Raw genomic sequence first — 25756 nt, forward strand, 5'->3', positions numbered from 1 at the left:
CCGTGGCGTGGTCGATGCGGCTCATGGTTCCCATCCGTTGAACGAGGTGAACGCGGGCACGTTGTTGAGGCTGGCCACACAGCTGGCATCCAGGGCCTTGGCGTCGGTGCTCTGCAAGAACTGGCTCAACACCTTGGGCATGCAGCCGAGTCGGAATACGCCATGCCCCTGCCCGGGCGCGATGATGTGGCGGCCGTTGGGCAGACCCTGCAAGACGCGTTGCGCGTAGCGTGGCGGTGTCACCGGATCGAGCTCGCCGGACAGCAGCAAGACCGGCAGCGTCGATACGAACGGCCTGGCGGCATCGGCCGGCGCCGGCTTGGAGGGCCAGACCTTGCACGGGGCGAAGAACATCTCGGCCACCTCGTTGCCCAGCAACGTGGCGTCCTTGTCCGTGGGCACGCGATAGCGCCCGGCGTCCTCGCTGCACAACACCGACCATTGCATCGGGCGATTCATCTGATCGGACATGTCCGACGCACTCATCTGCGCCAATGCCATCAGCGACGCATAGCGGCCTGCGGCAGCCTCGTCCAGCACCAGCGGCAGCAGCGACGCGGTTTCCGGTGCGTACGAAAATCCGAACGCCAACCCCACCACCGTGTCGGCGGTCACCTGCTCGTGACGCAGCGCGCCGGTGCGCGGGTCGCGATAGTCCACGGCCACCGGCGCCTGGCGCAAGCGCTCGACCACCTGTCGCAGCTGGCTGCGCGTATCGACCGTGAAGCGTTTGGCGCATGCCGGCGTGGATGCGCATTGCTTGGTCTGCAACGCGATCGCATCTTCGAAGGTGCGCGCAAACTCGCCACCGATCACCAGATCGTTGGGCGCCACGCCATCGAGCACCACGCTGCGCGTGTGCTGCGGATAATGCATTGCGTACTGCTGTGCCACGCGCGTGCCGTAGGAGCCGCCGATCAGGTTGAGCTGCTGAACACCCAGCGCTGCGCGTACCGCATCCAGATCGGCGATGGCCTCGGTGGTGGTGAAATAACGCGGGTCGGCGTCGCTGCGTAAACCGTCTGCGCACTGCCGCGCGTAGTCGGTGAGCTGGGTCACGCTGGCTGCGGCGCCACCGCCCATTTCCAGCGGCTTGCCGGCCGCATCGCGACATTCCAGCGGGTGGGAACCGCCGGTGCCGCGTTGGTCGACCAGGAAGATGTCGCGCTGCTTGCGTACCTCATGCAAACCCATGTCCACGATCGCGGCGACCTGCGTCGCCGATTGCCCCGGCCCGCCGGCGATGAAGAACACCGGATCCGGTTTGCTGCCGCCACCGGCGTCGCTTTCCAGCCAGGCGATCTTCAAGGCAATCTGCCGCCCCTTCGGCGCGGCCGGATTTTCCGCCACGTGCAACTGCGCGCATTGCGCTTCGATGTTGCCCGCCGCGCTGCCGGAACTCAGCGTGCACGGTGCAAATTGCAGGCGGCCATAACGATTGCCGGCCGCACTGCCTTCATGCGTGTCCGTCGTGTGCGGCTGTGCCACGCCCGGCTTGGATGCGCCGGCATTGCCGGCAGCAGGCAGCTCTGCACGCTGGCATCCTGCCGCCAGCAGCGCAGCCAGCACCGCGGCGGCCACATTCAGTTGTTTCAGCATGTCCATCCTCTCCTGGTGCCCATTCCCTGACGTTGCCGACGGTCGCGTGTGACCGCCGCAACTACTGACCATCTTCGTAAAGAAACACGTGCTCGATCGGCTCGCCGAACAGGCGTGCGATGCGGAACGCCAACGGCAGGCTGGGATCGTATTTGCCGGTCTCCAACGCATTGACGGTTTGCCGCGACACGCCCAGCTGCTCGGCCAACTCGCCTTGCGACCAGCCGCTGGCTTCGCGCAGTTCGCGCACGCGGCTATTCATTCAAAGCGACGGGCGTTGATGCCCTTGGTGACACCGTAGATGGCGCACAGCATCGGAAACACGAACAGCATCGCCGCACTTGCCGGGACGTCGATCAGCTTGGCGGCCTGCAGAAATCCGGCGGCCATATAGCCACCACTGACCAGACCGGCGGCAATGGCGATCGATTCAAGTTCGATGCGCCGTTGCATCTCGTCCGAGTCGCGCACGTAGCGCGCCACCGCACGGATCACCAGCATGACCAGCAGTGCCGGCAGCAAGGCGATCAGTACCCGCGCCCAGTTCGAACCCACCTGCTCAAGCAGGTAGCTCCACAGCAGCATCACCACCACGTACAGCAGCATCGGGAACCCGAATTCGCGCTGATAGCGCCTTGCCAGTGCCGGGCGGGTGCTGTCGCGCATGTCGCCGCGCGATATCCATATCAGCAGCGACAGCGCCAGACACGACACGCCGAGGCCGACGCTGAGCCCGGCGATGTAATGGGTCAATGGCAGCAGTTGCCACAAGCCAAGCAGCCCGATGCAGATCAGGATCACGCCAAGGCAGGACAGGAGCAGCGCATTGCGTTTGCAGCGGGTCATGCGCCGCGTCCCGGCACCGTGATCGCCGGCGACGGCGGACCGTCGTGATAGCACAGGGCAGCGGTTCGCGTGGGTCGCGACAATAAGCGGTGGTGCCAATCGTGCACGTGTCGACCCTGCCGCTGCATGTCACTCGCCTGTCAAGTTTGCTTGACAGGAAAGATGCGCGCGCTGGCCCGCCCTGTCAAGCACCCTTGACACATCAGACTGGGCGCAGCCGCGTCTTCGGATGCTGTCCGGCCGACTTGATCGCGCTCGGCTGCAGTGCATCGCCGCACGTGCGTTACGCTACATGCTCGAACATGGGCGGGAGCGGCAATGCGATTGGACTTTTTGTTGGCAGCGATACTGGGCTGCGTGACGGCCCCTGCAATGGCGCAACACACCACGCCGCGCGCGATCCAGGTGGATCTTTCCACCGCCGGCGCACCGGTGGATCGTTTCGCCACGCTGTCGGTAGGCTCGGATTTTCCGGGCACGCTGATCCGCGCCGATACGCAGGCGCACCTGGTGCCTGCCGTGCAGGAATTGGGATTTCGCTATCTCCGCTTCCACGATGTCTTCCACGATGCGCTTGGCACCGTCAAGCAGGTGGACGGCAAACTGGTCTACGACTGGACCAAGCTGGATCAGCTCTACGACGCATTGCTGGCCAAGCGCATCCGCCCGTTTGTCGAGCTGGGCTTTACCCCAGCTGCGATGAAGACCTCCGAGCAAACGCTGTTCTACTGGAAGGGCAATACCTCGCATCCGGATCCGGCCAAATGGACCCAGTTGATCGATGCGTATGTGCGGCATATCCGCGACCGCTACGGTGCCGATGAAGTGCGGCAGTGGTATTTCGAGGTGTGGAACGAGCCGAATCTGAAGGATTTCTGGGAAAACGCCGATCAGCAGGCCTATTTCGATCTGTATGCCAACACCGCACGCACGATCAAGGCGATCGACCCGCAGCTGCGCGTTGGCGGCCCATCCACCGCCGGTGCGGACTGGGTGCCGGAACTGCTGACTTTCGTTGCCAGGAACAAGTTGCCCATCGACTTCGTCACCACGCATACCTACGGCGTGGACGGCGGCTTTCTCGATGAAGACGGCAAGCAGGACGTCAAACTGTCCGCATCGCCGGATGCCATCGTCGGCGATGTGCGCCGCGTGCACGCGCAGATCCAGGCCTCGCCATTTCCGGATCTGCCGCTGTATTTCACCGAGTGGAGCAGCAGCTACACGCCGCGCGATTATGTCCACGACAGCTATGTCAATGCGCCTTATATCCTGACCAAGCTCAAGCAGGTGCAAGGCCTGGTGCAGGGCATGAGTTACTGGACCTATACCGATCTGTTCGAAGAACCCGGCCCGCCACCGACGCCGTTCCACGGCGGTTTCGGGCTGATGAATCGCGAAGGCATTCGCAAGCCGGCATGGTTTGCCTACAAGTATTTGAACGCGCTGCAGGGCCGCGAGATTCCGCTGGCCGATGCGCATGCGCTGGCGGCGGTGGATGGCAAGCGCATCGCCGCGCTGGTGTGGGACTGGCAGCAGCCGGTGCAGGCGGTGAGCAATACCCCGTTCTATACCAAGCTGGTCGCCGCCACCGATAGCGCACCGTTGCGCATGCGCGTGACGCATGTGCCAGCGGGCACATACCAGCTGCAGGTGCGCAAGACCGGCTACCGGCGTAACGACCCGCTGTCGCTGTACATCGACATGGGCCTGCCCAAGGCGTTGAACCAGAAACAGTTGAGCCAACTGCAGCAGGCAACGCGCGACACGCCCGAACAGGACAAACGCATCCGTGTCGGCGCCGATGGCGTGGTGGAGGTCAGCGTGCCGATGCGTAGCAACGATGTCGTGCTGGTGACCTTGCAACCGCGCTGAGCGATGCGCAATCGAGGCTGCAGCCACGCCATCGCGGTGGCTGGCAGCGCAGCGATGGACGCTGGTGCGCAGGCAATCGGTGGCGCGCCATCACACCAGCGGCGAGGTCACTTCAGATAGGTCTTGAGGATGGCGGCGACATCGTCGACCGCCAGCTCCCTGTCGCCCAGCACGTCCGGCGCGGCTACGTGATGCCGCAGGTGCTCGCTGAGCAGCTCGACCATCAGCCCTTGCGCCGCACCACGGAAAGCGGCGACCTGGGTCAACAGCGCGGTGCAGTCCACGTCTTGCGCCAAGGCTTTCTCCAGCCCTTCCACCTGGCCGCGGATCCTGCGCACGCGCGCCAGCAGCTTGGATTTGTCGTGGTTCAGATGTGACATTGCGCTATACCCCATGGGGGTATCTCAGATACCCTATGGGGGTATCGTAGCCAGAGCTCCCACCGATGTCGACCACGCACACCGCGCCCCACTGCGCGCAGTCGCACCGCTTTGCCGGCACCAACCCGTTGGCGGAGCGCAGCACCCGCAAGGCGGTGATCCTGACCGTGGCCATGATGGTGGTGGAAATCGTCGGCGGCTGGACGCTCAACTCCATGGCCCTGCTCGCCGATGGCTGGCATATGAGCTCGCACGCGCTTGCGCTGGGACTGGCGTTGTTCGCCTACCGTTTCGCGCGGCGCCATGCCGGCGACGTGCGCTTTACCTTCGGTACCTGGAAGGTCGAGGTGCTGGGGGGCTATACCAGCGCGATGCTGCTGCTGGGCGTCGCCGGCCTGATGGCGTTCCAGTCGGTGGAACGGCTGTTTTCGCCCAAGCCCATTCACTACCAGGAAGCGACGGTCATCGCGGTCGTCGGCCTGCTGGTGAATCTGATCTGTGCGTGGTGGTTGCGCGACTCGCATGGGCATCATCACGGTCACGACCATGGTCATGGTCATGGTCATGGTCATGGTCATGGTCATGGTGAGCATGATCATGACCACCACCACGGTCACGCCGATCTCAATCTGCGCGCGGCGTATCTGCACGTGGTGGCCGATGCCGCCACCTCGGTGCTGGCGATCGTGGCCTTGGTCGCGGGCATGCATTGGGGCGTGACGTGGCTGGATCCGATCATGGGCATCGTCGGTGCGGTACTGGTCACCGCGTGGGCGTGGGGGCTGCTGCGCAGCACCGGCGGCGTGCTGCTGGATGCGGAGATGGACGCGCCGGTAGTGGCGGAAGTGAGGCAGGTCATCGCCGAACTCCCACATGCGATCGACATCGCCGACCTGCATGTCTGGCGGGTCGGAAGCGACCGCTACGCCTGCATCGTCAGCCTGGTGACTGCTGCCGACATCGACGCCGATACGGTGCGCAACGCCTTGCAGATCCACGAAGAACTGGTGCACATCACCGTCGAGCTGCAGCGCCCTGCGCTGCATGCAGCGCAGGCATAGCACCGCGTGTTCGCAACCGCATGCACGTTGCATGCGGTGCAGTTGCCGAGGGTACCGCTGCGCCGAAGACCTGGGTGCTCAGGTTTTCGGCGGCGTCGGGCTGACGTATTTCTCGCGACGGATCTGCGCATTCGTCAGGCCGGCAGCCTTCAGCGCCTCGACGCAGGTATCCACCATGTCCGGGTTACCGCACAGGTAGGCGATATCGGTCTGCGCATCGGGCGCGAATTCGGGCAGATGCTGCTGCACATAGCCATGCCGGACATCGGCATGCGGCGCGGCAGGCAGCTCGCGCGACAAGCACGGCACGTAGCGGAACTGCGGGTGCGCATCGGCAAACGCGCGGAAGTCGTCGCCGTACAACAGCTCGGCCGGCGTGCGTGCGCCCTGCAGCAGCAGCACCTGCACGCCGCGGGTGGCGATCGCCTCGGCCAGCAGCGGCAACATCGAGCGGTACGGGGTAACGCCGGTGCCGGTGGCGATCAGCACATAACGTTGGTTGGCATCGCCCGGTGGCAGGCAGAAACGCCCGTAGGGGCCGCTTGCCTGCACCTGGTCGCCAATCTGCAGGCCTTCGAACAGCGCGGTGGCCGAGCCGCCGGGCACGAAACTCACCGCGATATCCACCGCCTCGCCCGGCCCGAACGCGTGATCGTGGATGGTCGCCAGCGAATAGCTGCGCTTGGTCGGGGTGCCATCGGCGCCGTTGAAGTGGATCTGGATGAACTGCCCGGGCTGGAAATCCAGCGGCTGCCCGTCGTCACGCACGAACTGGCAGTGGGCCACGGTGGGCGCAATCATGCGCCGGTCGACAAGCTTGAGGGGGAATTGAACGGGCACGAACGTATTTGGGACAGTCTGTGATCGGGGCGAACCCCCACGGGCTTCTATAATAACGGGCTGCAACTCGCTGCGCCGGCACCCCGGCGCGAAGGACCATCTTGAATTCACCCTCTCCCAGTGCGCCCGCCCTGCGCGTGTGCGATCTGCGCAAGACCTACGACAACGGCACCCAGGCGCTCAAGGGCGTCTCGCTGGATGTGGCGCCGGGCGACTTCTTCGCCCTGCTCGGCCCCAATGGCGCGGGCAAATCCACCCTGATCGGCATCATCAGCTCGCTGGTGAACCTGTCCGGCGGGCAGGTGGAGGTGTTCGGCACCGATCTGGTCGCCCATCGCAGCGAGGCGATGCGACTGATCGGCCTGGTGCCGCAGGAGGTCAACTTCAACCTGTTCGAAAAACCCTTCGACATCCTGGTGAACTACGCCGGTTTCTACGGCATGCCGCGTGCGGAAGCCGAGCGCCTGGCCGAAGCGGAGCTGCGCCGGGCGCATCTGTGGGAAAAGGCCCAGGTGATGAGCCGCACGCTGTCCGGCGGCATGAAGCGGCGGTTGATGATCGCCCGCGCCATGATGACCCAGCCGCGCCTGCTGATCCTGGACGAACCCACCGCCGGCGTGGATATCGAGATCCGCCGCGACATGTGGCGCGTGCTCAAGGAGATAAACGCGTCGGGCACCACCATCATCCTGACCACGCATTACCTGGAAGAAGCCGAGCACCTGTGCCGCAACCTGGCCATCATCAACCACGGCCAGATCGTCACCCAGGGGCCGATGCGCGAACTGCTGGCCAAGCTCGACGTGGAAGGCTTCCTGTTCGATATCGACGGTGAGCTGCCGGCGCAGTTGCCGGCGATCGAAGGCACCACGCTCACCGCCATCGACGGCCACACGCTGGATCTGGACATGCCGCGCGCGATGGACCTCAACCGCGTGTTCGCCGCGCTGGGCGATGCCGGCATCCGGGTGCGCTCGATGCGCACCAAGAGCAATCGCCTGGAAGAGTTGTTCGTCCGCCTGACCGGGCCCGGCGAGAGCCTCGCCACCCCGGCCCCTGCTGCAGCGGCGCCCGTGCGCCCGGCAGGTCACCCATGAGCCCTTCGGAGCCGTCGATGTCCGTCACGCCCGCCACATCCCGCCAACGCAACTGGATTGCGCTGGGCACCATCGTCCGCCGCGAAGTGCAGCGCATCCTGCGCATCTGGGGCCAGACCCTGGTACCGCCGGCCATCACCATGACGCTGTACTTTTTGATCTTCGGCGGGCTGATCGGCTCGCGCGTGGGCGACATGGGCGGCTATTCGTACATGCAGTTCATCGTGCCGGGCCTGGTGATGATGAGCGTGATCCAGAACAGCTACGGCAACATCTCCTCCAGTTTCTTCGGCGCCAAGTTCGGCAGGCATGTGGAAGAGCTGCTGGTCAGCCCGATGCCCAACTGGGTGATCCTGTGGGGCTACGTGTCCGGCGCGGTGCTGCGCGGGGTGATGGTGGGCGCGTTGGTGCTGATCATCGCGATGTTCTTCACCCCGGTGCGCATCCCGCATCCGCTGGTCACGCTGACCACCGTGCTGCTGGGCGCGACCATCTTCTCGCTGGCCGGCTTCGTCAACGCGGTCTACGCCAAGAAGTTCGACGACGTGGCGATCGTGCCGACCTTCATCCTGACCCCGCTGACCTACCTGGGCGGCGTGTTCTATTCGGTGAAGCTGCTGCCGCCGTGGGCCGAAGCGGCCACCCACGCCAATCCGATCTTCTACATGGTCAACGCGTTCCGCTATGGCCTGCTAGGCAGCTCGGACGTGCCGATCTGGGTGGCCTATGCGCTGATGCTGGGCTTTGTCGCGGTGCTCAGCGCACTGGCGCTGTGGCTGCTGCGCCGTGGCGTGGGTTTGCGGAGCTGAGCGTGCAGTACAGCGACGACATCGTGGAAGTTAGACCAAGGATGCGGCTGGCCGTTATCTCGGCTATGGGTTGAAGTGCTTCCCGTAAAAACAAAAGGCTCCGGCGATTCCGCCAGAGCCTGATGCCGACCGAGGATCCCCGATCCGGCTGAAATAACAGCTGACGTCTGCGCGTTCGAATTAAGTTGAAAGGAATTTTTCATGCGTATCTTGATCCTGGGTGCCGGCGGTACCGGCGGCTATTTCGGCGGACGCCTGGCGCAGGCCGGTGTCGATGTGACCTTTCTGGTGCGCGATGCACGGGCGGCGCAGCTGCAGGCCGATGGCCTGCGCATCCGCAGCCCGTTGGGCGATGCGGATCTGCCGGTGGCAACCATCACTGCGCAGGATCTGCCGGCGCTGGTGGCGCAGCGTCCGTTCGATCTGGTGATCCTCAGCTGCAAGGCCTACGACCTGGACAGCGCGCTGGAGGCGATTGCACCGGCGGTCGGCGAGCACACGACGGTGCTGCCGATCCTCAACGGCCTGTGCCATTACGCGGCGCTGGACGAACGCTTCGGTGCGGCGCGGGTGTTGGGCGGGCTGTGCTTCATCAGCGCGACCAAGGGCGCGCACGGCGAGATCCTGCACCTGGGCAAGCCGGCGGCGATCACCTTCGGCGAGCGCGATGGCAATGCCGCATCGGTGCGCGTGCAGGCGATTGCTGCGCTGTGCGCGCAGGCAGGCATCGATCATGTGGCCAGCGCGCAGATCGCGCAGGAGCAGTGGATCAAGTACAGCTTCCTCACCGCGCTGGCGGCGGCCACCTGCCTGATGCGTGCGCCGGTCGGGGCGATCGTGGCCACCGACGACGGGCGTGCGCTGATCAACGGCCTGTACAACGAATGCCTGTGGGCCGCCGACGCAGCCGGCCAGTCGATTCCGGAAGCCGCGCGCGCCAAGGCGTTGCAGACGCTGTTGCAGGTCGACTCGCCATTGAAGGCCTCGATGCTGCGCGACCTGGAAGCCGGCCAGGAAGTGGAAGCGGCGCAGATCGTCGGCGACATGCTCAGGCGCGTACGCGAAACCGGACGCAACGCGCCGCTGCTGATGGCGGCGAATGTGCATCTGCAGGCGTATCAGGTCTTGCGGCAGAGCTGACGGGTATGGCGGGCGACGTTGCGCATGTTGCGCATGCATTGCCCCCATCCGCCCTTCGGGCACCTTCCCCCGCAGGCGGGAGAAGGAAATGGTAGCTACCGCTGCGTGACCGGAGGAGCGACCCACGTGCTCCTTCGCCGCTTGGCACCAACAAATCTCTGCTCCCGCTGGCGCAGCTCCCTTCTCCCGCCGGCGGGAGAAGGTGGCGCAAGGCGCCGGATGAGGACGCGTCCGCTCGCCGCAGCCGTCACGCCGCCACAGCGACCTCCTCGCAACCCCACCGCCTGCTCCCCGCAGATTCCGTCCCTTCTCCCGCCGGCGGGAGAAGGTGGCGCAAGGCGCCGGATGAGGGCGCGTCCGCTCGCCGCAGCCTTCGCGCCGCCGCAGCGACCTCCTTGCAACCCCACCGCCTGCTCCCCGCAGATCCCTTCCCTTCTCCCGCCAGCGGGAGAAGGTGGCGCAAGGCGCCGGATGAGGGCGCGTCCGCTCGCCGCAGCCGTCACGCCACCGCAGCGACCTCCTCGCAACCCCACCGCCTGCTCCCCGCAGATTCCTTCCCTTCTCCCGCCGGCGGGAGAAGGTGGCGCAAAGCGCCGGATTAGGGCGCGTCCGCTCGCCGCAGCCTTCGCGCCGCCGCAGCGACCTCCTCGCAACCCCACCGCCTACTCCCCGCAGACCTCTTCCTTCTCCCGCTGGCGGGAGAAGGTGGCGCAAAGCGCCGGATGAGGGCGCGTCCGCTCGCCGCAGCCGTCACGCCGCCACAGCGACCTCCTCGCAACCCCACCGCCTGCTCCCCGCAGATCCCCTCCCTTCTCCCGCTGGCGGGAGAAGGTGGCGCAAGGCGCCGGATGAGGGCGGGCCTGGTTGGCGCAGCCTTCGCGCTGCCACGACGCCACGCACACGATGCTCTGCAACCCTCCATCGTCGTCGTCATCATGAAATTGCTCAGCCACCTGTTCCGTGCCGGTCATTTCGTGATCCTGGCGTTTTTTGTGCTGTGCGCGGCGGGGCTGGTGGCGATGGCCGGGCTGGAGCTGTGGCATGGCTTTACCCCGGGCGGCGACATGGTGGTGCGCGACCGCTTCAACGTGGTGCTGGAGGCGATCGGCCTGCTCACCGTGGCGCTGGTGACGCTGGAACTGGGCCAGACCATCTTCGAAGAAGAAATCCTGCGCGATGTCAAGGTCAGCGGCCCTACGCGCGTGCGGCGTTACCTGTCGCGGTTCTTCGTGGTGATCGTGATCGCGCTGGCGATCGAGACGCTGGTGTCGATCTTCGAGCTGATGCACGACGACCCGGCCAAGCTGCCGTACGCCGCAGCGGTGGGTCTGTGCGCGGCGCTGTTGCTGATCGCCTGGGGCGTGTTCGTCAAACTCAATCGCAGTGCCGAAGAGCTGGAGCCAGAGGCGATGGAAGAAACCAAGCGCGAGGATCGCGAGGTCGAGGAATAAGCGCCGTCAGCTGCTGACGGCTGGCAGCGGCGGCACCGTGGTTGGCTTGCCGTCGTCACCCAGCGCGATCATCACGAAGTTGCCGCGCGTGCACAGCTCGCGTGCGCCGCTGAGCAGGTCTTCGGCGATCAGTTCCACTTCCACCTTGATCGAGCTGCGCCCCACCGACACCACCCGAGCGATGGTCTCCACCATCTGGCCCTGGCGGATCGGCAATTTGAAATCCACCTGGTCCGAGCGCGCGGTCACCACGGTGCGGCGCGCATAGCGCGACGCGGCCAGAAACGCCGCCTTGTCCGTCCACGCCAACGCCTGGCCACCGAACAAGGTGCCCATATGATTGGTGTGGTTGGGGAACACGATCTCGGCCATGCGCGCTTCGATCGGTGGCTGGGTCTGCAAGCTGTCTGACATCGTGGGATCCAAGGGAAGAAGGGACAAACGGCAAGCAGGCAATGCGGCCGGGGGGCCGATGTGTGGCGCGCACACTTTCGACATGCCACGCGCGTTGAAAGCACAACGATAGCCTGATCAACGCGAGGTGAAGGCGATGACGCTACGCAATGCGAGGCACTCGTGCTGTCTTGGGTCATCATGCCGTTGTCGCGTGCGACCGGCGAGCAAATGACCAGGAACGTGCGCGTCCATGCGCAAACCACGGTGTCGGTATCGGTGTAGCGAATGTAGTGAGTGTAGTGAGTGTAGTGAGTGTAGTGAGTGTAGTGAGTGTAGTGAGTGTAGTGAGTGTAGTGAGTGTAGTGAGTGTAGTGAGTGTAGTGAAAGCGTAGGGCCACCGTGGGCAGCTGTCGCGGCCGGGTCCGCTCCTACGAGAGCGCAATGCTTGCTAGCGCTTGGCCGTATGTGCGCCGCACAAGCGATCGCTCAGAGGCTGGTCTTGACCGCGGTTTCCACCTGCGCCGGCGACTGGAAGCCGGGCAGGCGTGCCACCTCGGAGCCGTCCTTGAACAACGCCAAGGTCGGCGTCTGCCGCAAGCCCAGGCCACGAAAGAATTCCTCGCCAACTGTTTCCAGTTTCACCTTGAGAAGAGCGACGCCCGCGGCGTCCTCGCTGGCGGCGAACTTGGTCAACGACATGTCGAGCATCTTGCAGCCCGGGCAATTGTCCTTGTAATAGTCGACAAGTAAGCGCGGATGCGCGGCCAGGGCAGCGGCGTAGTCGTCAGGGGTGGTGGCGTGGAGCGTCTGCATGGGGGGTGTTCTCGAACGGTGTATCAGTGAGGGCAAGAATGTGGTCTGTCCAGCGTTGGATCTTGGTGGCGTCGCGTTCGCCGTGGGGCATCTGTTCGATCTCCAGCCGCGGGTAGCGCGTGCCGAAGAACGCGGCGATGCGCCGGGCCGCACCGCAGTAGTTCTCCTCGCCCCACTGCGTCTCGCCGGTGCCGAACACCGCCAGGTGCTCCGGCTTACCGACCGCATTCACGAGTTCTTCGATGAAGCGCTTCATCTCCGGCGGCGTGCGCCCGGCGTTGATGCTCCAGCTGCCGAGGATGTAGAGATCGTGCTCGGCATCGTTCGAGCACGCCTGCTCCAGCGTCTGGACGTCGGCATCGATCCAGGTGACCGCATGGCCCAGCTCTTCGCAGCGCGCGTGGATCGCACGGGCGACGTCGCGGGTGTTACCGCTCAGCGAGGTGTGGGCGAGGAGGATGCGCATCTCGGAGAAGCAATCACTCAATAACGAGTTTCAGTTCTTCAAGTCGGATGGCCATTGCTTCGACGCTGACTCCAAAAGACTCGGACAACGATATGAAGTGGGAGCCGTTGTAATAACTCGCACTCGCAAGCTTCCTAGAGACGTGACGAAGAGTCGGAAGAGCTTCAATCACTTTGAAAATAGGCTTGCTCAGTAGAGCAAATGCGGTCTGCTCATCTAGGGCAAAAACACCCAGGAAGCGAGAATTAAATTCTTCAGTGAGAAGTTTCTCTGGCAGCAAAAAGTAGGTAGCGAACTTATCTGCCTCAAGTTCGGTTCGATTGCGCGCTTGCCGAACTCCGTCTAACGGCTGATCCCGATGTAGCCCTGTTTGATCGGGATGAAGAATTGCGTGGCCGATCTCATGAGCAGCAGTGAAACGCATGACTCTCGGATCAGCATCCGTTGCGATTTGGATGGATCGAGTCGTTTGATCAATCATGCCCGCAACCGAGACTTGGCGGCTGCCGTTGACCATCCAGCCAAGACTAGAATGAAGGGTGAAGTCGAAGCCCAGAAGCTCTGCGGCAAGCTGTGGGTCTAAGACGTCAATCGGGTGCACGTTCTGGCTCAGCCCGAGATCTGTCCGCTTCTTCCAAATCGCGCGTTGCAATTCTTTAGTCTGTGCTTCTATCGACTCAAAGCTATGGCTTTTCTTTGTAGAGAAGGCCTTACCGTCCGAACTCGCAAATCGATAGCGATTCTGGCCATTGCTCGCTTGCCAGCACTCCTCAATTTCTTCCATGTGCGCGTACGGGTTCCCCAGTCGCATGCGACTAGATGAGATGCGTGGATCCAATCGCTTGCTCATGGTGCCCCCGTACTTGTAAGTGAAATTACAGAGAGGTGTTGATAGTTCCGCCTCAGAGGTCGTCGAAGCCGTTATCCGAATTGGTCTTCTTGTAGCTGGCATTGCGCATTTCGAAGAAGTCGGTCTTGGTTTCGGTGAAGTTGTCGGCGTAGGCCTTGATCCACGGCATCACGTTGTCGTTGGCGCCTTCGTACAGCTTCTCGATGCCGAGCATGCCGGCCATCTTGTTGGCGCGGTACTTCACGTAGCGGATCATCTCGTCGACATCAATACCGTCGATGCCGTCCAGCACTTCGGCGGTCCACTGGGTTTCCAGGTCGATCGCGTGCTCGAACGCCTTATGCACGTAATCGGTGAGCTGGTCGCCCTGCAATGCCTGGTTCTCGCCGATGATGGCGCGAATCAGCTCGCTGATGAACTTGGAGTGGGCCAGCTCGTCGCGGTTGATGAAGCTGATGATCTTGCCGGTGCCGGTCATGCGGTTCTGGCGGACCAGATTGTAGAAATACGCAAAACCGGAATAGAAATTGATGCCTTCCAGGATCGAGGACTGGATCAGCGCGCGGATCAGCGTTTCGGCCGTCTTGTCGCGCATGAAGTCTTCGTAGGCGCCCATGATCGGCGCATTGCGCTTGATGATGGTCGGATGCGTGCGCGCGATCTCGAACACGCGGTTCTGATCGGCCAGGCCGGTGATCGAGGCCAGCACGTAGCTGTAGCTCTCGTTATGGATCACTTCCTGCTGGCCGATGATCGCGGCATTGGCGTGCGCGGCCGGGTCGGTGATGTATTCGGCGACGTTGTAGATGAAGCGCGTCTGCGGCGAATCCAGCGTGGCCAGCAGGCCGATGATCGAGTCGTAGGCGTTCTTTTCGCGCGCCGACAGCTCGTTGTACTGGCGCGCGTCGCCCTTCATGTCCACCTCGTCGGGGATCCAGAAGTTGGTCGACAGCTCCTTATACGCCCGATAGAAGGACGGGTACGGAATATCGTTCCAGTTGAGGATGCCGGAGGTTTCGCCATTGATGATGGCGGTGGAGCGGTTGGGGTGACGCGGCTCCAGGATCTTGATGCGCTCAAGCGGTGTTGCGGACATGGATTTCTACTCGTGTTTCAGGCGTCGCGCGCGCGTGCAGCGGAGACGACGACAGCAATCATTCTGGAGGAAAGCCCCCTGAGTCAGGGGGCGCGCCAAAGGCGCGGGGTGTGGGAGCTGGTGAAGCAGGGTCCACGGTTCGCAACGCGAACCGTGGAAGCGAAGCGCGAATGCGCTTAGCTACTGCACCACTCGCACTCGCTGATATCGATATCGTTGGAGCGCACGTAGTACGTGGTCTTCAAGCCTTCGCGCCAGGCGGTCATGTGCAGGTCCAGCAACGTGCTCGCACGGATGGTGCTGGGCACGTAGAAGTTGAAGCTGATCGACTGGTCGACGTGGCGCTGGCGACGCGCGTTCTGACGCACGCTGGCGAACTGGTCGACCTTGTAGGCGCCCTTCTCGTAGTACGGCCAGGTTTCCAGCGACAGGCCCGGAGCGGCGACCGGACGACGGAAGTCCTTCTTTTCTTCGTAATAGAACGCGCTGTAGATCGGGTCGATCGAGGCGGTGGAACCGGCGATCTGCGCGGTGCTCATGTTCGGCGCCACCGCCAGCATCCAGGCATTGCGCACGCCATTGACCGACACCTGCGCCGACAGCTCCAGCCACTGCGGGCTGTTGTAGTCGCGCGCACGGAAGTACTCGCCGTTATGCCAGTCGCTGCCGCGGAACACGCTGTAGGTGCCCTTTTCCTTGGCCAGCTCCATGCTTGCCTGGATGGTCAGGTAGTTGATGCGCTCGTACAGCTCGTCGCTGTAGTCCTCGGCTTCCTTGGCATTCCAATGGATGGCTTTCTGCGCGAGCAGATGGTGCCAACCGAAGGTGCCCAGGCCAATGGCGCGGTACTTCTGGTTGGTGATGGTGGCCTGGGGCACCGGCAACTGGTTCAGGTCGATCACGTTGTCGAGCATGCGTACCTGGATCGGGATCAGCCGCTCCAGCACATCGGCGCCCAGCAGATCGGCCTGGTCGTCCTGCGCGATGATCGCGCGGCCCAGGTTGATCGAGGACAGGTTGCACACGACGAAGTCGCCCGCCTTCTTGGTGGTGACGATCTGATTGCCGCTGATGATCTCCTGCATCATCCGCGTCGGGCTCATGTTCTGCAGGATCTCGGTGCACAGGTTGGACGAATAGACCATGCCCTCGTGCTTGTTCGGATTCTTGCGATTGACTTCGTCGCGATAGAACATGAACGGATTGCCGGTTTCCAGCTGGCTGACCATGATCCGCTTGAAGATTTCGATCGCCTTGACCGTCTTGCGCGTGATGCGCTCGTCGGCCACCACTTCTTCGTACTTGCGACGGAAGCTGCTGTTGGCGTCGCCCTTCTTCTCGTCGTAGAAGTCCTGCAGGTACCAGCCCTTGATCCGCTTCACTTCGTGCGGATCGAACAGATACCAGTCGCCGCGGCGCTCGACCGCTTCCATGAACAGGTCGGGGATGCATACCGAGGTGAACACGTCGTGCGCACGCAGACGCTGGTCGCCGTTGTTCAGGCGCAGATCCAGGAACGACTCGATGTCGCGGTGGAAGATGTCCAGATAGACCGCGATGGCGCCCTTGCGCTGGCCCAGCTGATCCACCGACACCGCGGTGTTGTTGAGCTGCTTGATCCACGGCACCACGCCGCCGGAGGAATTGGACACACCGCGGATTGCCGAACCCGACGAACGCACATAGCCCAGGTACGCGCCCACGCCGCCGCCGTGCTTGGACACGCGCGCCACGTCGGTGTTGGAGTCGTAGATGCCCTGCAGGCTGTCGTCGACGGTGTCGATGAAGCAGCTCGACAGCTGGCCGCCGACCTTGCCGGCATTGGCCAGGGTCGGGGTGGCCACGGTCATGTACAGGTTGGACAGCGCCCAGTAGGCCTCGCCCACCAGCTGCATGCGGCGCTCGCGGCTGCCCTTGCCATTGCCGATCTCGTCCTGCATCAGGTACAGCGCGATGGTCAGCCAGCGCTCCTGCGGCAGCTCGAACACGCCGCGCGAGTTGTCGGTGGCCAGGTAGCGCGTGGCCAGCAGGTACAGGCCGTTGTAGGCAAACAACTTGTCGCGCTCGGGCTCGATCATCTTGCCGGCTTCGATCAGTTCGTCCTTGGAGTAGCGGCGCAGGATGTCGTTGGAATAGACATTGCGGTCGGCCAGGCTCTCCTGCAGGCCGACGAACGAGCCGTACTTCTGGCTGGCGTCGTAGAAACGGTTGCGGCTGGCGCGCTTGTACAGGCGGCGCAGGTACAGGCGCGCAGCGAAGTGTTCCCACTCCGGAGTGGTCAGATCGACGCGGGCCTCGGCCTCGCGGATCAGATGGTCGACCAGGTCGTCGGCGTTGACGCTGTCCTTGCGCTCGACAAAGCCGAAAACCGAGCGCTTGTAGTCGGCCACGTCCAGCTGCGGGAACTCGGCATGGATCTGGTCGATCGCGCGATCCAGGCGCTCGGCCTCGAACGGAATCTTGCGGTTGCCGGCTTCCTTGGTGATCCAGGTGGCGACGGCTTGTTCTTCGATGGTCTGTGCGTGCATTGCAATGGCTTGGCGGGGGGGCGGCACGACGTCCGACGGGTCGGTCAACTCCGGCGCGCCGCAACCGGGCGCGCTGACACTGGCGGGAACGCTGGGTGTGGCTAGGGTACCGGCGGCGATCGCGGCAAGGGTGTCGTTGGTGGTCATGCGTCCTCCATGCGTAGGCACACGAACCCGCTCGGGGACGGGCTGCGGCCGGATCCGGACTCCCTGGACAGCGATGGCGGTACGCGACGACCAGCACGCAAGACCCACGGTCTGCGGCGGCATCGCCTTACCAGCCATCTCCTTACCGGAGATTCCACGGCCGCCACCGCGCGGTGTGCTGTCGCGCAGTGGTCGGTGGCGAAACAACAGCGGAGCAACGAGACCACGCCGCCCGCTCCAGGCGACGCCCGGATGGCTGTGATCGTTCGTTGCTGCCGCCGCGGAGAGGCGTTTGATGGGCAACCTGCTGCAAATCAATGCTCTCACTGGTCCGGACGCCTTGGGCGACCAACCACCGACTCCCCCAAGATAGTGGGGTCCCCCGGAGGGGTCAACACCAAATGTAGGAAAATCCCGTAAACCCTTGCAGGACAAAGCACTGTCTGACGAACGGTCGGCGGAAGGCTGCGAACCCGTCCAAGTGGACTGCGCAGTCAAGCCCTAAACCGGCATTTTTGCTGACCAGTTGGGTCCGGTTGGGCTGGCGGCCGCACATACGCTGGCCCCGGCGGTCACAGTTCTGCGCGCCCCTGCCGCTCAACAAAGGGAGCCACCCAGCCTCACACCGCGCGCCAGTCCATGCCATGCACCTGCTGGCCCGACTGCGCCGGCTGCGACTCATTCGTTCAAAGCGCCACGATGGCCTGTCGCGCAATGATGGCCTGCGCCCAACGCGTGTGGACGGCCTTCTCGACCATGCCGCCGTTGGACTTGAAGACGGCCGTGGTGGCGCCGAGCACCTCGCGCGCAGCGCGCAGGTCTTCGTCGCTGACCCGCAGCCCGTCCTCGATCACGGGAATCTGCATCGGATGGATCGCGGTCTTACCGACCAGCCCCATCGCGGTATCGATGGCAAGTTCACGCCGCAATGTCTGCGGATCATCGAAGAAGTCGTAGACCGGCGCGGTGAGCTGAAAGCCATACGGCCGGAATGCAAGGACAAGTTGCTGAATGACCAGGCCCACCGGCGTGTCGTAGATCGTGGTGCCGCGCACCCGCTTCATTGCCAGCATGCTCAGCAGATCGTTGCCGCCGATACGCACCGCCAGCACCCGCGAACTCAACGGGCTACCCTGCAGGCAGGCACGAATCTCGCGCTGCCCCAGCGGATCCATCGCCTGCGGCGTCTCTAGGGTCGGCATGATGCAGAAATCGTGATCGGCCAGCTGCCGCTCATAGGCGCCCAGCGTGTCGGTATCGATCTTGGGCAGCACGAACCCGTGTACGCGATCGATGTCGTGCATCGCCAGCAGTTGCCCAAGCACTTCAGCATTGCGCGGGCGAATGAACCGCAGCGGGCCGTGCGACCGTGGCGGCAAGGTCGGCAAGGTGCGTCGGATGTGACTCATCGCATGCGGCAGGTCGGTGGACGACACCGCATCCTCGGTGCAAGCGATCAGCGAACGCGCCGGCGGAAACTGGCGCCCCGACAGCACTTCGGAAAGATTGTCGTTGGTCGCAGGCACGTACAGCGAGGCACCCAACCGATAGGCTTCAGACATGTCGCAGATCCTTGATGACCGCCGCCGCCTTCAATGGCAGGCTGGGAAGAATGTTTACGTCAATACCGCGGGTCTGCGCCAGCCACCGCAGATGAGCGGTATCGGAATCGTCGGGCTGCTGAAGGCAGAGCGCGCGCGGCGCGCGGCGCAGCATCGCCCGGGTGGTCTCGCCGATTCCCACTTTCAGGCAATGGGTGTCGCGCACCGCGAATGCGTCGCGCAGCTGCTGCAGGCTGTCGCTGCAACGCTGTGCGGCGGCAGCGCGTTGGCTGCGCTGGGTGTGCTGGTCAGCATGCGTGGGCGCGGGCAGCGCGGCGGCCGCTTCCAGCAATTGCGCCACAAACCACTGCGACATATCGCCCGTGCGCAGGTCCTGGTAGAACACACAGCCGTGGAACTGGTCGGAGGCGATGCTGGCGTTGAGCACGGTGCGACTGACCAGGCCCGACACGGTCGCGTTGAGGATGGCCGACGGAATCAGATAGTCTTCGACGGAGCCATGCCCGGCGCTGCAGCCGGCAAGATCCACCAGCACGAACAGATCCGGCGAGACCTGCGTGCCCTGGGCCTGGTTGAACGCGGCAACCGAGGCGCGCAGCTCGGCGGTGATCGCGCCTTTGCCGGTCCAGCCATCGACAAAGACCAGCGATGCCGGATCGTATTGCGCGCACAAGTGGGCCAGCGCCACCGTATCGATCCCGCGGCCACGCAGGATCGAGATCGAGTAGTGCGGCACCTGGATGCCCCAGCGGCTGGCCAATACCTGCCGCAACGCCACCCCGACCGGCGTGCCGGCGCGCGCCAGCGATACCAGCACCGGACGCGCATACCGTTGCCGCACCGCGCTCGCCAGTTGCAGCAGGTCGTGCGCCATGGTGGGCAGATGACGCGCCACGGCACTGCGGAACAAGGCCAAATATTCCGGAGCTGGCAACTGCTCGGGCGTCAACATTTCCGAATAATGCGTGTGCCCGCCCTGGATCAGGCGTTCTTTTTCCTGCAGATCCGCCATCGGCGCGACGGCGATCTGGGTCAGCAGGAAGGTTACATCACCTGGCGCATAGCTGCCGGAGAACCCAAGCGATGTCATGCGTGCGGTCCGCCAACCAGACCGCGCACCTGCGCCCAGGCCTGCGACCCGGTGGGCACGATCGCCATATCGCACAGCGACAGGAACGGCAGATCTGTCACGCTGTCGCCTGCCCCTATGACGAACAGCTCGCCATGCTGATGCCGTAGCCCTTCCAGCAGATACTGCACCGCCAATCGCTTGTCCACGCACGGTGGCAACACCGCCAGATTGCGTCCGTTGACGTGATGGGTATATCCCGGATGCTGCTCCACCCATGGTGCGATGACTTGATCGGAAATCCTGCGCACCGCCTGTTCGTCGCGCGAAGGCTCGCGCGCCACCAGATACGCCGGCTGCTGCGGCGCGCCGGCGATACTGACCTCCAGCGCATCGCCGAACCGGTCCGACAAGGCCTGTTGCAGCTGCTGCAGAACCGGCAGCTGTGCCTGCATCTGGGTCTGGATCGTTGCTGCCCACACTGGGTCGATCTGCCGCTGCGCATTCACGATGGTGGCGCCATGGGCCACGATCGCCGGGCCGTGGAAAGGCAGCAGCACGCGCGCGAAAGTCTCGAGCGTGCGCGCCGTCACCGGCACCACCAGATCGGCCTGCCGCAGCCACTGTGCAAACAGGCGCTGGCGCGGCGAGGTGTAGCTCACCGCAGTGCCATCGACCAACAACGCCGCCGGCTCCAGCCCCTCTGACTGCGGCTGCTTGCGCAACGACGAAAACAGGGTGTCGTCCAGATCGACCAAGGCTACCTGGTACATCTAGGCCACCGCCTGCATCGGCGTGGTGACCCGCTGCTCGACCAGATCCACTTCGATGGCCTGCAGCTGCTGCACCAGTCGGTCAACGCAGGCGCGCTCGCGGCTTTCGTGCACCACGATCCGTACCACGTTCGGGGAGCGCGTCAGATTATAGAGATAGTTGGGAATCCCCTCGCCATACACGTCCTCCACCATCGCGATGTCGTCGATGGCACCGGCCTGCATCAGCGGCGAGCGCGTGGTCGATTGCACCACTACCGCATGACCAAGCGCTTCCAGCGCCTGCGCCAGCCGCTGCGCCGGATACATGCATTCGCCGGTACCGATCACCAAGACCGGACGCTGGTCCAGCGCCGCATTGCAAGCCTGCACCAGCACGTCCGGCAGCGCGATGGCGGCGACCAGGCCCAGCCGGGCGGTGTAGGCGCTGACGTGCTGCCGACGGCAAGTCACCGCAGCGTAGGCCACAGGCGCCGGTGCAAGCACCGCCGCTGGATCACGCTCGAAACGGTACGTGCCGGACCACAGCGAGATGGGCGCAACCTCGGCGATGCCCGGCAGCGCGGACAGCAACGCCTGCACCCGGCCTTCGGAAAAATCGGTCAGCACCACCGGATGCACCGTACGCAGGCGCGGGCATACTGCTCGCAAGGCGATTGCCAGGTTCAGGAAGGTCCGGCCCGAGGTTGCCTCGTCATCCACCAGCACTACCGTGCTCACCCGCTCGAGCGCCGCACGCAGCTCTGGCGACTCCGGCAGATAGAGGAACTGCTGAGTGGCATGGCTATGTTCTTCCTCGAACCGCAGCACCTGCGCGCCGTCGAGCGGGTAGCGGGTGGTCTGGAGCAACATCGCCCGGCTGCCGACGCGTTGAAGGAACGCTTCGAACACCCCGTGACCAAGGCCGGTCGCGGTTTCGGCAAGCGCCACAAACAGGACCATCTCATCGGCCGGCACAGGAATCTGCGCCGCAAGCTCGGCCTGCACCTGCGCCATCGTGGACGGCGAGGCGGGCCAATGCTTACCCAGCACCTTGGAGACGAAGACGAAGCCGCGCTTGGGATTGCGGCGCGCCCCAATGCCACAGATCTCGCTCAGCGCTCGGGTATTGCCGGGCCGGCCGGCGCAGCGCAGCGTGCCGGTAGGCAAGGTGACCTGCAACGTGCTCATGCGTCGACCGCAACCTGCGGCATCACCGTGCCAGGCAAGGGATGCGCATCAGGCAGCTCCACCGCCAGCGAGATTTCGGTCACTCGAATGCCCAGGCGCGGCACAGGAACATGCACCGGCAATTCGGGAAAGATGCAGGCGCGGTACGCAACATGCGGAAGATTGATACCGGACATGCAGCTCATGCCGATCCCGCCGGCCGCACGCGGATTGATCTCCAGCAACATCGGCGCACCAGCAATATCGTCCTTGAACTGCACGTTGATCAGACCGTTGGCGCCAAAACGCTTCACCATCGCAGTGGCAAAGCCCACCAGATCCGTGCGCATGGAAAGCTGCTGCACCTTGCTGTTGGGATCCTTCTGGCGCACCACGCACGCCAGCACCTCACCATCACGCGCGGCGATGTCCACGCTGTACTCCACACCCGGCAGATAGCGCATGACCAGATGCGGCTCAAACGCGGGCAGGCGCTGCATGCGCTCCATCCATTCCTGCGGGCTACAGGCATAGGTGCTCGGCTCGATCCCGTCCACCAGTCGATAGAAGCCCTTGCCGTACACCGACACGGTGGGTTTGACGCACACCGCCCCATCCGCGCTCAGCTGCTCGATTGCCTCAACCGCCTCCGCCAGCGTGGTTGCATAGCGGTACTCCGGTAGCGGCACCAACCCTTCCACTGCCGCGTAGACCCACTGCTTGTGATGCAGGTTGGGAAGGATGTCCGCAGGCGCCGCATGCACAATGTGGCAGCCCAGCGCCGCGAACTCGGCGCGGTGGCTGGTGAGCAGGCTCTGCTCGTAACCGGGCACCAGGTGGGTGATCTGCAGCTGTTGCACCACTTGATAGCACCACTGCAGATAGTCGGCCTGGCTCAGGCCCGCAGGTTCGAGCAAGGCATGGTCGGCACGGGCAAAGCCACGGAAGTTCTCCTGCCGATGGGAGACGCATGCCCAGATCGGCAGTGGCTCGGCCTCGCCACGCAGATGATCGATGATGCGCGCAATGGTCGCGTAGTGCCGGTTGAACCAGACGCGTGCGTGGGGAAGTGACATACGGATACTCGAAAGATCAAACGCGGCCCCGCGCATGGTGCCGACCGATAAGGACGGCGCCGCAGGCGCGGCAGCCGTCCTGAGTGTTTAAAGCTGGATGTTTACAGCTGGCCGTTGATGACCGGCAGCATGTCGTGGAACGTCCGGCCGGAACAGGACTCGCCGATGGCATGCAGCTTCCAGTCGTTTTCATGGCGATACAACTTGGCCATCAGCTGGGCGGTGTGATTGCCCTGGCACGACAGGTTGTAGCGTGCGACCTCCTTGTTGCCATTGGCATCCACCAGGCGGCAGAAGGCGTTTTCGATTTCCGCAAAACTCTGGCCGGTGAAGCTATTAACGATGAACACCAGGCTCTTGATTCCGGTCGGAATCTTGTCCAGCTGCACGACGATCTGCTCGTCGTCACCATCGCCATCACCGGTGCGGTTGTCGCCAGTATGTCGAACGCTGCCGTCACGCGAGTTCAATTGCTGGAACCAGATCTGGTCGACCAGCTGATTGGCATCGTTGAACATCAGGCACGAGGCGTCCAGATCGATCGACTGGTCACGCTGGCCAAACCCGAAAAACCCCTTGGTCTTCTTTGCATCCCAACCCAGCCCCATGACCACCTTGGTCAGTTGTGCGCCGGCTTCCTTGCTCAGCGAGATACGCTGTCCTTTGCTCAAACTAACGCTCATTGCAGTCTCCTTGAGTCATCACCGAGCCGGGCCCGGTGTGAAGGTGGCCGCGCGAATCTGCATTCGCGCGGCCACCGATGATCCATCTCCGTGGCAGGTGCGTCGACGCAGCTGCCCATGCCGTAATCAGCCGATATTGACGCCGTACTGTGCAGCCAGCGGACCCAGGCCGCCCTTGAAGCCCTGGCCAACCGCACGGAACTTCCAGTCAGTGCCATTGCGGTACAGTTCGCCGAAGATCATCGCCGTTTCGGTGGAGCCGTCTTCGGTCAGGTCGTAGCGCGCCAATTCCTTGTTGTCGGCCTTGTTGACGACGCGGATGTACGCGTTGCCCACCATGCCGAACGACTGGCGACGGCTTTCGGCCTCATGGATGGTGACGGCAAAAGACACTTTGTCGACAGCGGCGGGGACGCCGTTGAGCGCCACGGCGATCTGCTCGTCATCGCCTTCGCCGGCGCCGGAGCGGTTGTCGCCCTGATGCACGACCGAACCGTCTGCGGAGGTCTTGTTGTTGTAGAAGATGAAGCTGCTGTCGTCCGGCACCTTGCCGTCCGGCTTGAGCAGGAACGCGCTGGCATCCAGGTCGAATTCGCTGCCGTCGGTGGCACGCGGATCCCAACCCAGACCCACAACGACCTCGCTCAGGCCAGGTGCTTCCTTGCTGAGATTGACATTACCGCCCTTGGAAAGACTGACGCCCATACTGCACTCCTTTAGATTGTTGCGGGTAAGAATCGGAACCTTGCGGTTCCCGGGAAACGCGATTGATCGTATGCCGGCGCATGACAGCGCCCGCTGGACACGGCACGCAGGCTATTTGCGAGCGGCTCTCCACTCAAATCCAAAGCCGAACCGCATGTCCATGGTGTCGTGCCCGGTGAAATAGTCCACCTGTTTGGTTGCACGGATGGCGCCGTTGCTGTTTTCCAGCATGGCGATGGCACACATGCCGTCGCGATTGTTCGGGCTGTCCAGGCGTGCCTCCAGCTCAGGCTGGCCCGGCGTGCGGATGGTCACCACGCCGTTGGCATTGGACCAGTTGGGAACGCCCTCGTAGATGAAGGCGAAGATCAGCACGCGCTTGATCCGCGCCCACTCGTCGCCGTTGAGGTGCAGGAATTCGCCCTGACCGGAGCTGCCGCTGCGATCGTCGCCCATCAGTTTGACGTAAGGCAGCTGCACCAGGCTGCCGAAACTCCCCCCCAGCGCCTGGACGACGGTCTTGTTGCCGTCCTGCAGTTCCACCATGGCGCCCAGGTCCAGATCGATGGCGCGCGAGAACATCCCGCCACCGCGGCTCCAGCGCAGGTTGACCACGATCTCGCCGAATTTGCCGGAGGCCTTCTCCAGCGCGACCGGCTTGGACTTTTCCAGAACGATCTTGGACAGGTTCACCGACGGCGGCGGTGGCGGTGCAGCAGGCGGTGGCGGTGCAGGAACTGGCGGCGGCGGAACGGCAGGGATCGCCGGCGGCACCGGCGGCGTGGCCGTGGTCGCGTCCGGATCGTCATCCACAGCCACGCCGAAATGCTTGGCCAGCGGGCCGAGCCCGCCGGTAAATCCTTGTCCCACCGCGCGCAGCTTCCACTGACCGTTGCGCCGGTAGACCTCGGCAAGGATCAATGCGGTCTCTGCCATGCCGACCAGCGGCGGGGCGAAGCTGCAGGTCTGGTTGCCGGCGGTCACGGCCAACGTCAGCTGCTGCAGCTGCCCGAAGCGCTGCGCCCGGCGCAGACCCTGATCAATGGTGATCGCAACAGCCACCCGCTCGACCTGCGCCGGCAACGCAGACAGCTGCATGCCGACCCGCCGCGCATTGGCATCGACAGTGACGGCGCCGGCCTGAAAGCTGGGCTGCCCATAGAACACGAATGCACTGTCATCGAGGACCTGGCCCTGGGCGCCCAGCACGAAGGCACTGACATCCAGATCCATGCCGGAAGGCACGCCAGCGACCGTGACCTGCGCATCGAGCCGATCGCCCTCCAGGGCTATGTTTTGTCCGATCTGTAGAGTCGTCACTGCCCCTGTCCCTGGCTTGGCCCAT

At 63.9% G+C, this 25756-nt stretch carries 25 protein-coding genes; 6 read left to right on the forward strand and 19 right to left on the reverse strand.

The features are described 5' to 3' along the window. Positions 1-21: 21 nt before the first annotated feature. From VZ068_RS19950 to VZ068_RS19960, 3 genes are read right to left on the reverse strand one after another with little or no spacing between them, the layout of a single operon-like run. Positions 22-1605 carry an alpha/beta hydrolase gene (locus VZ068_RS19950; RefSeq protein ID WP_349656270.1) on the reverse strand — a complete coding sequence of 528 codons (1584 nt, stop codon included), beginning with the start codon at positions 1603-1605 and terminating at the stop codon, positions 22-24. 55 nt (positions 1606-1660) lie between these two features. Beyond that, the gene (locus tag VZ068_RS19955; RefSeq protein WP_349656271.1) at positions 1661-1861 is read right to left on the reverse strand and encodes a helix-turn-helix transcriptional regulator; all 201 of its coding nucleotides are present in this window, start codon (positions 1859-1861) and stop codon (positions 1661-1663) included. Next, on the reverse strand, positions 1858-2445 hold the full coding sequence (locus tag VZ068_RS19960) for a hypothetical protein (RefSeq protein WP_349656272.1): 588 nt from the start codon (positions 2443-2445) through the stop codon (positions 1858-1860). Before VZ068_RS19960 ends, VZ068_RS19955 begins: the two co-directional genes overlap by 4 nt. 318 nt (positions 2446-2763) lie before the next feature. Between VZ068_RS19960 and VZ068_RS19965 the strand changes: the two genes are divergently transcribed. Next, positions 2764-4320 (forward strand): beta-xylosidase, encoded by a 1557-nt coding sequence (locus VZ068_RS19965; protein ID WP_349656273.1) that lies wholly within the window; start codon positions 2764-2766, stop codon positions 4318-4320. A 107-nt stretch (positions 4321-4427) separates the two neighbouring features. On the opposite strand, the gene VZ068_RS19970 is transcribed toward VZ068_RS19965, so the two are convergent. Continuing rightward, positions 4428-4700: a metal/formaldehyde-sensitive transcriptional repressor gene (locus VZ068_RS19970; RefSeq protein ID WP_349656274.1), complete on the reverse strand. Its 273-nt coding sequence runs from the start codon at positions 4698-4700 to the stop codon at positions 4428-4430. Positions 4701-4765: 65 nt separating this feature from the next. Here VZ068_RS19970 and dmeF point away from each other — a divergent pair, with 65 nt between their 5' ends. Continuing rightward, complete coding sequence (dmeF, locus tag VZ068_RS19975; RefSeq protein ID WP_349656275.1) at positions 4766-5761, forward strand: CDF family Co(II)/Ni(II) efflux transporter DmeF; 996 nt, start codon at positions 4766-4768, stop codon at positions 5759-5761. 78 nt (positions 5762-5839) lie between these two features. Here dmeF and VZ068_RS19980 read toward each other — a convergent pair whose 3' ends face one another. Beyond that, positions 5840-6667, reverse strand: a complete 828-nt coding sequence (locus tag VZ068_RS19980; protein WP_349656276.1) for a ferredoxin--NADP reductase — start codon at positions 6665-6667, stop codon at positions 5840-5842. Between the two features lie 35 nt (positions 6668-6702). Between VZ068_RS19980 and VZ068_RS19985 the strand changes: the two genes are divergently transcribed. The 4 genes from VZ068_RS19985 (at position 6703) to VZ068_RS20000 (ending at position 11098) form a co-directional block, all read left to right on the forward strand. Beyond that, the gene (locus tag VZ068_RS19985) at positions 6703-7698 is read left to right on the forward strand and encodes an ABC transporter ATP-binding protein (protein WP_349656277.1); all 996 of its coding nucleotides are present in this window, start codon (positions 6703-6705) and stop codon (positions 7696-7698) included. Continuing rightward, entirely contained in the window at positions 7695-8507 is an 813-nt protein-coding gene (locus tag VZ068_RS19990; RefSeq protein WP_259157341.1) for an ABC transporter permease, read from the forward strand. The genes VZ068_RS19985 and VZ068_RS19990 overlap by 4 nt, the downstream gene beginning before the upstream one ends. A gap of 201 nt (positions 8508-8708) precedes the next feature. Beyond that, positions 8709-9647 (forward strand): 2-dehydropantoate 2-reductase, encoded by a 939-nt coding sequence (gene panE / locus VZ068_RS19995; RefSeq protein ID WP_349656278.1) that lies wholly within the window; start codon positions 8709-8711, stop codon positions 9645-9647. 935 nt (positions 9648-10582) lie between these two features. Beyond that, entirely contained in the window at positions 10583-11098 is a 516-nt protein-coding gene (locus VZ068_RS20000; protein ID WP_043889539.1) for a hypothetical protein, read from the forward strand. A 6-nt stretch (positions 11099-11104) separates the two neighbouring features. Here VZ068_RS20000 and VZ068_RS20005 read toward each other — a convergent pair whose 3' ends face one another. From VZ068_RS20005 to VZ068_RS20070, 14 genes are all read right to left on the reverse strand, one after another. Beyond that, positions 11105-11512, reverse strand: a complete 408-nt coding sequence (locus tag VZ068_RS20005; protein WP_349656279.1) for an acyl-CoA thioesterase — start codon at positions 11510-11512, stop codon at positions 11105-11107. Positions 11513-11980: 468 nt separating this feature from the next. After that, on the reverse strand, positions 11981-12307 hold the full coding sequence (locus VZ068_RS20010; protein WP_349656280.1) for a thioredoxin family protein: 327 nt from the start codon (positions 12305-12307) through the stop codon (positions 11981-11983). Next, complete coding sequence (locus VZ068_RS20015) at positions 12279-12773, reverse strand: flavodoxin (RefSeq protein WP_349656281.1); 495 nt, start codon at positions 12771-12773, stop codon at positions 12279-12281. Before VZ068_RS20015 ends, VZ068_RS20010 begins: the two co-directional genes overlap by 29 nt. A gap of 13 nt (positions 12774-12786) precedes the next feature. After that, positions 12787-13557: an ImmA/IrrE family metallo-endopeptidase gene (locus tag VZ068_RS20020; protein WP_349656282.1), complete on the reverse strand. Its 771-nt coding sequence runs from the start codon at positions 13555-13557 to the stop codon at positions 12787-12789. 118 nt (positions 13558-13675) lie between these two features. Next, positions 13676-14719, reverse strand: coding sequence for a ribonucleotide-diphosphate reductase subunit beta (locus VZ068_RS20025; RefSeq protein ID WP_024940691.1), 1044 nt, complete (start codon positions 14717-14719; stop codon positions 13676-13678). Positions 14720-14895: 176 nt separating this feature from the next. Continuing rightward, positions 14896-17394, reverse strand: coding sequence for a ribonucleoside-diphosphate reductase subunit alpha (locus VZ068_RS20030; protein WP_349656283.1), 2499 nt, complete (start codon positions 17392-17394; stop codon positions 14896-14898). A 686-nt stretch (positions 17395-18080) separates the two neighbouring features. After that, positions 18081-18956: an HpcH/HpaI aldolase/citrate lyase family protein gene (locus tag VZ068_RS20035; RefSeq protein ID WP_349656284.1), complete on the reverse strand. Its 876-nt coding sequence runs from the start codon at positions 18954-18956 to the stop codon at positions 18081-18083. Next, the gene (locus VZ068_RS20040) at positions 18949-20046 is read right to left on the reverse strand and encodes a cysteine protease StiP domain-containing protein (protein WP_349656285.1); all 1098 of its coding nucleotides are present in this window, start codon (positions 20044-20046) and stop codon (positions 18949-18951) included. The genes VZ068_RS20035 and VZ068_RS20040 overlap by 8 nt, the downstream gene beginning before the upstream one ends. After that, entirely contained in the window at positions 20043-20798 is a 756-nt protein-coding gene (locus VZ068_RS20045; protein WP_349656286.1) for a hypothetical protein, read from the reverse strand. The genes VZ068_RS20040 and VZ068_RS20045 overlap by 4 nt, the downstream gene beginning before the upstream one ends. After that, positions 20799-21968: a phosphoribosyltransferase domain-containing protein gene (locus VZ068_RS20050; RefSeq protein ID WP_259167130.1), complete on the reverse strand. Its 1170-nt coding sequence runs from the start codon at positions 21966-21968 to the stop codon at positions 20799-20801. It abuts the gene before it with no gap. Next, positions 21965-23023, reverse strand: coding sequence for an ATP-grasp domain-containing protein (locus VZ068_RS20055; protein ID WP_259167132.1), 1059 nt, complete (start codon positions 23021-23023; stop codon positions 21965-21967). The genes VZ068_RS20050 and VZ068_RS20055 overlap by 4 nt, the downstream gene beginning before the upstream one ends. A 101-nt stretch (positions 23024-23124) precedes the next feature. Continuing rightward, the gene (locus VZ068_RS20060) at positions 23125-23706 is read right to left on the reverse strand and encodes a TerD family protein (RefSeq protein ID WP_046963562.1); all 582 of its coding nucleotides are present in this window, start codon (positions 23704-23706) and stop codon (positions 23125-23127) included. A 126-nt stretch (positions 23707-23832) separates the two neighbouring features. Continuing rightward, complete coding sequence (locus tag VZ068_RS20065; RefSeq protein WP_349656287.1) at positions 23833-24411, reverse strand: TerD family protein; 579 nt, start codon at positions 24409-24411, stop codon at positions 23833-23835. A 111-nt stretch (positions 24412-24522) separates the two neighbouring features. After that, positions 24523-25731, reverse strand: coding sequence for a TerD domain-containing protein (locus VZ068_RS20070; RefSeq protein ID WP_259167136.1), 1209 nt, complete (start codon positions 25729-25731; stop codon positions 24523-24525). Positions 25732-25756 lie beyond the last annotated feature (25 nt).

Source organism: Xanthomonas sp. 10-10 (genome assembly GCF_040182365.1).
Taxonomy (GTDB): domain Bacteria; phylum Pseudomonadota; class Gammaproteobacteria; order Xanthomonadales; family Xanthomonadaceae; genus Xanthomonas; species Xanthomonas arboricola_F.

What these genes read in the sequence shown, in the direction of transcription:
- VZ068_RS20050 (WP_259167130.1), bottom strand. Translation starts at nt 21,968, where the DNA reads ATGAGCACGTTGCAGGTCACCTTGCCTACCGGCACGCTGCGCTGCGCC.
- VZ068_RS20000 (WP_043889539.1), top strand. Translation starts at nt 10,583, where the DNA reads ATGAAATTGCTCAGCCACCTGTTCCGTGCCGGTCATTTCGTGATCCTG.
- VZ068_RS20065 (WP_349656287.1), bottom strand. Translation starts at nt 24,411, where the DNA reads ATGGGCGTCAGTCTTTCCAAGGGCGGTAATGTCAATCTCAGCAAGGAA.
- VZ068_RS19950 (WP_349656270.1), bottom strand. Translation starts at nt 1,605, where the DNA reads ATGGACATGCTGAAACAACTGAATGTGGCCGCCGCGGTGCTGGCTGCG.
- VZ068_RS19990 (WP_259157341.1), top strand. Translation starts at nt 7,695, where the DNA reads ATGAGCCCTTCGGAGCCGTCGATGTCCGTCACGCCCGCCACATCCCGC.
- VZ068_RS19970 (WP_349656274.1), bottom strand. Translation starts at nt 4,700, where the DNA reads ATGTCACATCTGAACCACGACAAATCCAAGCTGCTGGCGCGCGTGCGC.
- VZ068_RS20060 (WP_046963562.1), bottom strand. Translation starts at nt 23,706, where the DNA reads ATGAGCGTTAGTTTGAGCAAAGGACAGCGTATCTCGCTGAGCAAGGAA.
- VZ068_RS19960 (WP_349656272.1), bottom strand. Translation starts at nt 2,445, where the DNA reads ATGACCCGCTGCAAACGCAATGCGCTGCTCCTGTCCTGCCTTGGCGTG.
- VZ068_RS19965 (WP_349656273.1), top strand. Translation starts at nt 2,764, where the DNA reads ATGCGATTGGACTTTTTGTTGGCAGCGATACTGGGCTGCGTGACGGCC.
- VZ068_RS20010 (WP_349656280.1), bottom strand. Translation starts at nt 12,307, where the DNA reads ATGCAGACGCTCCACGCCACCACCCCTGACGACTACGCCGCTGCCCTG.
- VZ068_RS20055 (WP_259167132.1), bottom strand. Translation starts at nt 23,023, where the DNA reads ATGTCACTTCCCCACGCACGCGTCTGGTTCAACCGGCACTACGCGACC.
- VZ068_RS20040 (WP_349656285.1), bottom strand. Translation starts at nt 20,046, where the DNA reads ATGACATCGCTTGGGTTCTCCGGCAGCTATGCGCCAGGTGATGTAACC.
- dmeF (WP_349656275.1), top strand. Translation starts at nt 4,766, where the DNA reads ATGTCGACCACGCACACCGCGCCCCACTGCGCGCAGTCGCACCGCTTT.
- VZ068_RS20005 (WP_349656279.1), bottom strand. Translation starts at nt 11,512, where the DNA reads ATGTCAGACAGCTTGCAGACCCAGCCACCGATCGAAGCGCGCATGGCC.
- VZ068_RS20025 (WP_024940691.1), bottom strand. Translation starts at nt 14,719, where the DNA reads ATGTCCGCAACACCGCTTGAGCGCATCAAGATCCTGGAGCCGCGTCAC.
- VZ068_RS20020 (WP_349656282.1), bottom strand. Translation starts at nt 13,557, where the DNA reads ATGGAAGAAATTGAGGAGTGCTGGCAAGCGAGCAATGGCCAGAATCGC.
- VZ068_RS19955 (WP_349656271.1), bottom strand. Translation starts at nt 1,861, where the DNA reads ATGAATAGCCGCGTGCGCGAACTGCGCGAAGCCAGCGGCTGGTCGCAA.
- VZ068_RS20045 (WP_349656286.1), bottom strand. Translation starts at nt 20,798, where the DNA reads ATGTACCAGGTAGCCTTGGTCGATCTGGACGACACCCTGTTTTCGTCG.
- VZ068_RS20030 (WP_349656283.1), bottom strand. Translation starts at nt 17,394, where the DNA reads ATGACCACCAACGACACCCTTGCCGCGATCGCCGCCGGTACCCTAGCC.
- VZ068_RS20015 (WP_349656281.1), bottom strand. Translation starts at nt 12,773, where the DNA reads ATGCGCATCCTCCTCGCCCACACCTCGCTGAGCGGTAACACCCGCGAC.
- panE (WP_349656278.1), top strand. Translation starts at nt 8,709, where the DNA reads ATGCGTATCTTGATCCTGGGTGCCGGCGGTACCGGCGGCTATTTCGGC.
- VZ068_RS20035 (WP_349656284.1), bottom strand. Translation starts at nt 18,956, where the DNA reads ATGTCTGAAGCCTATCGGTTGGGTGCCTCGCTGTACGTGCCTGCGACC.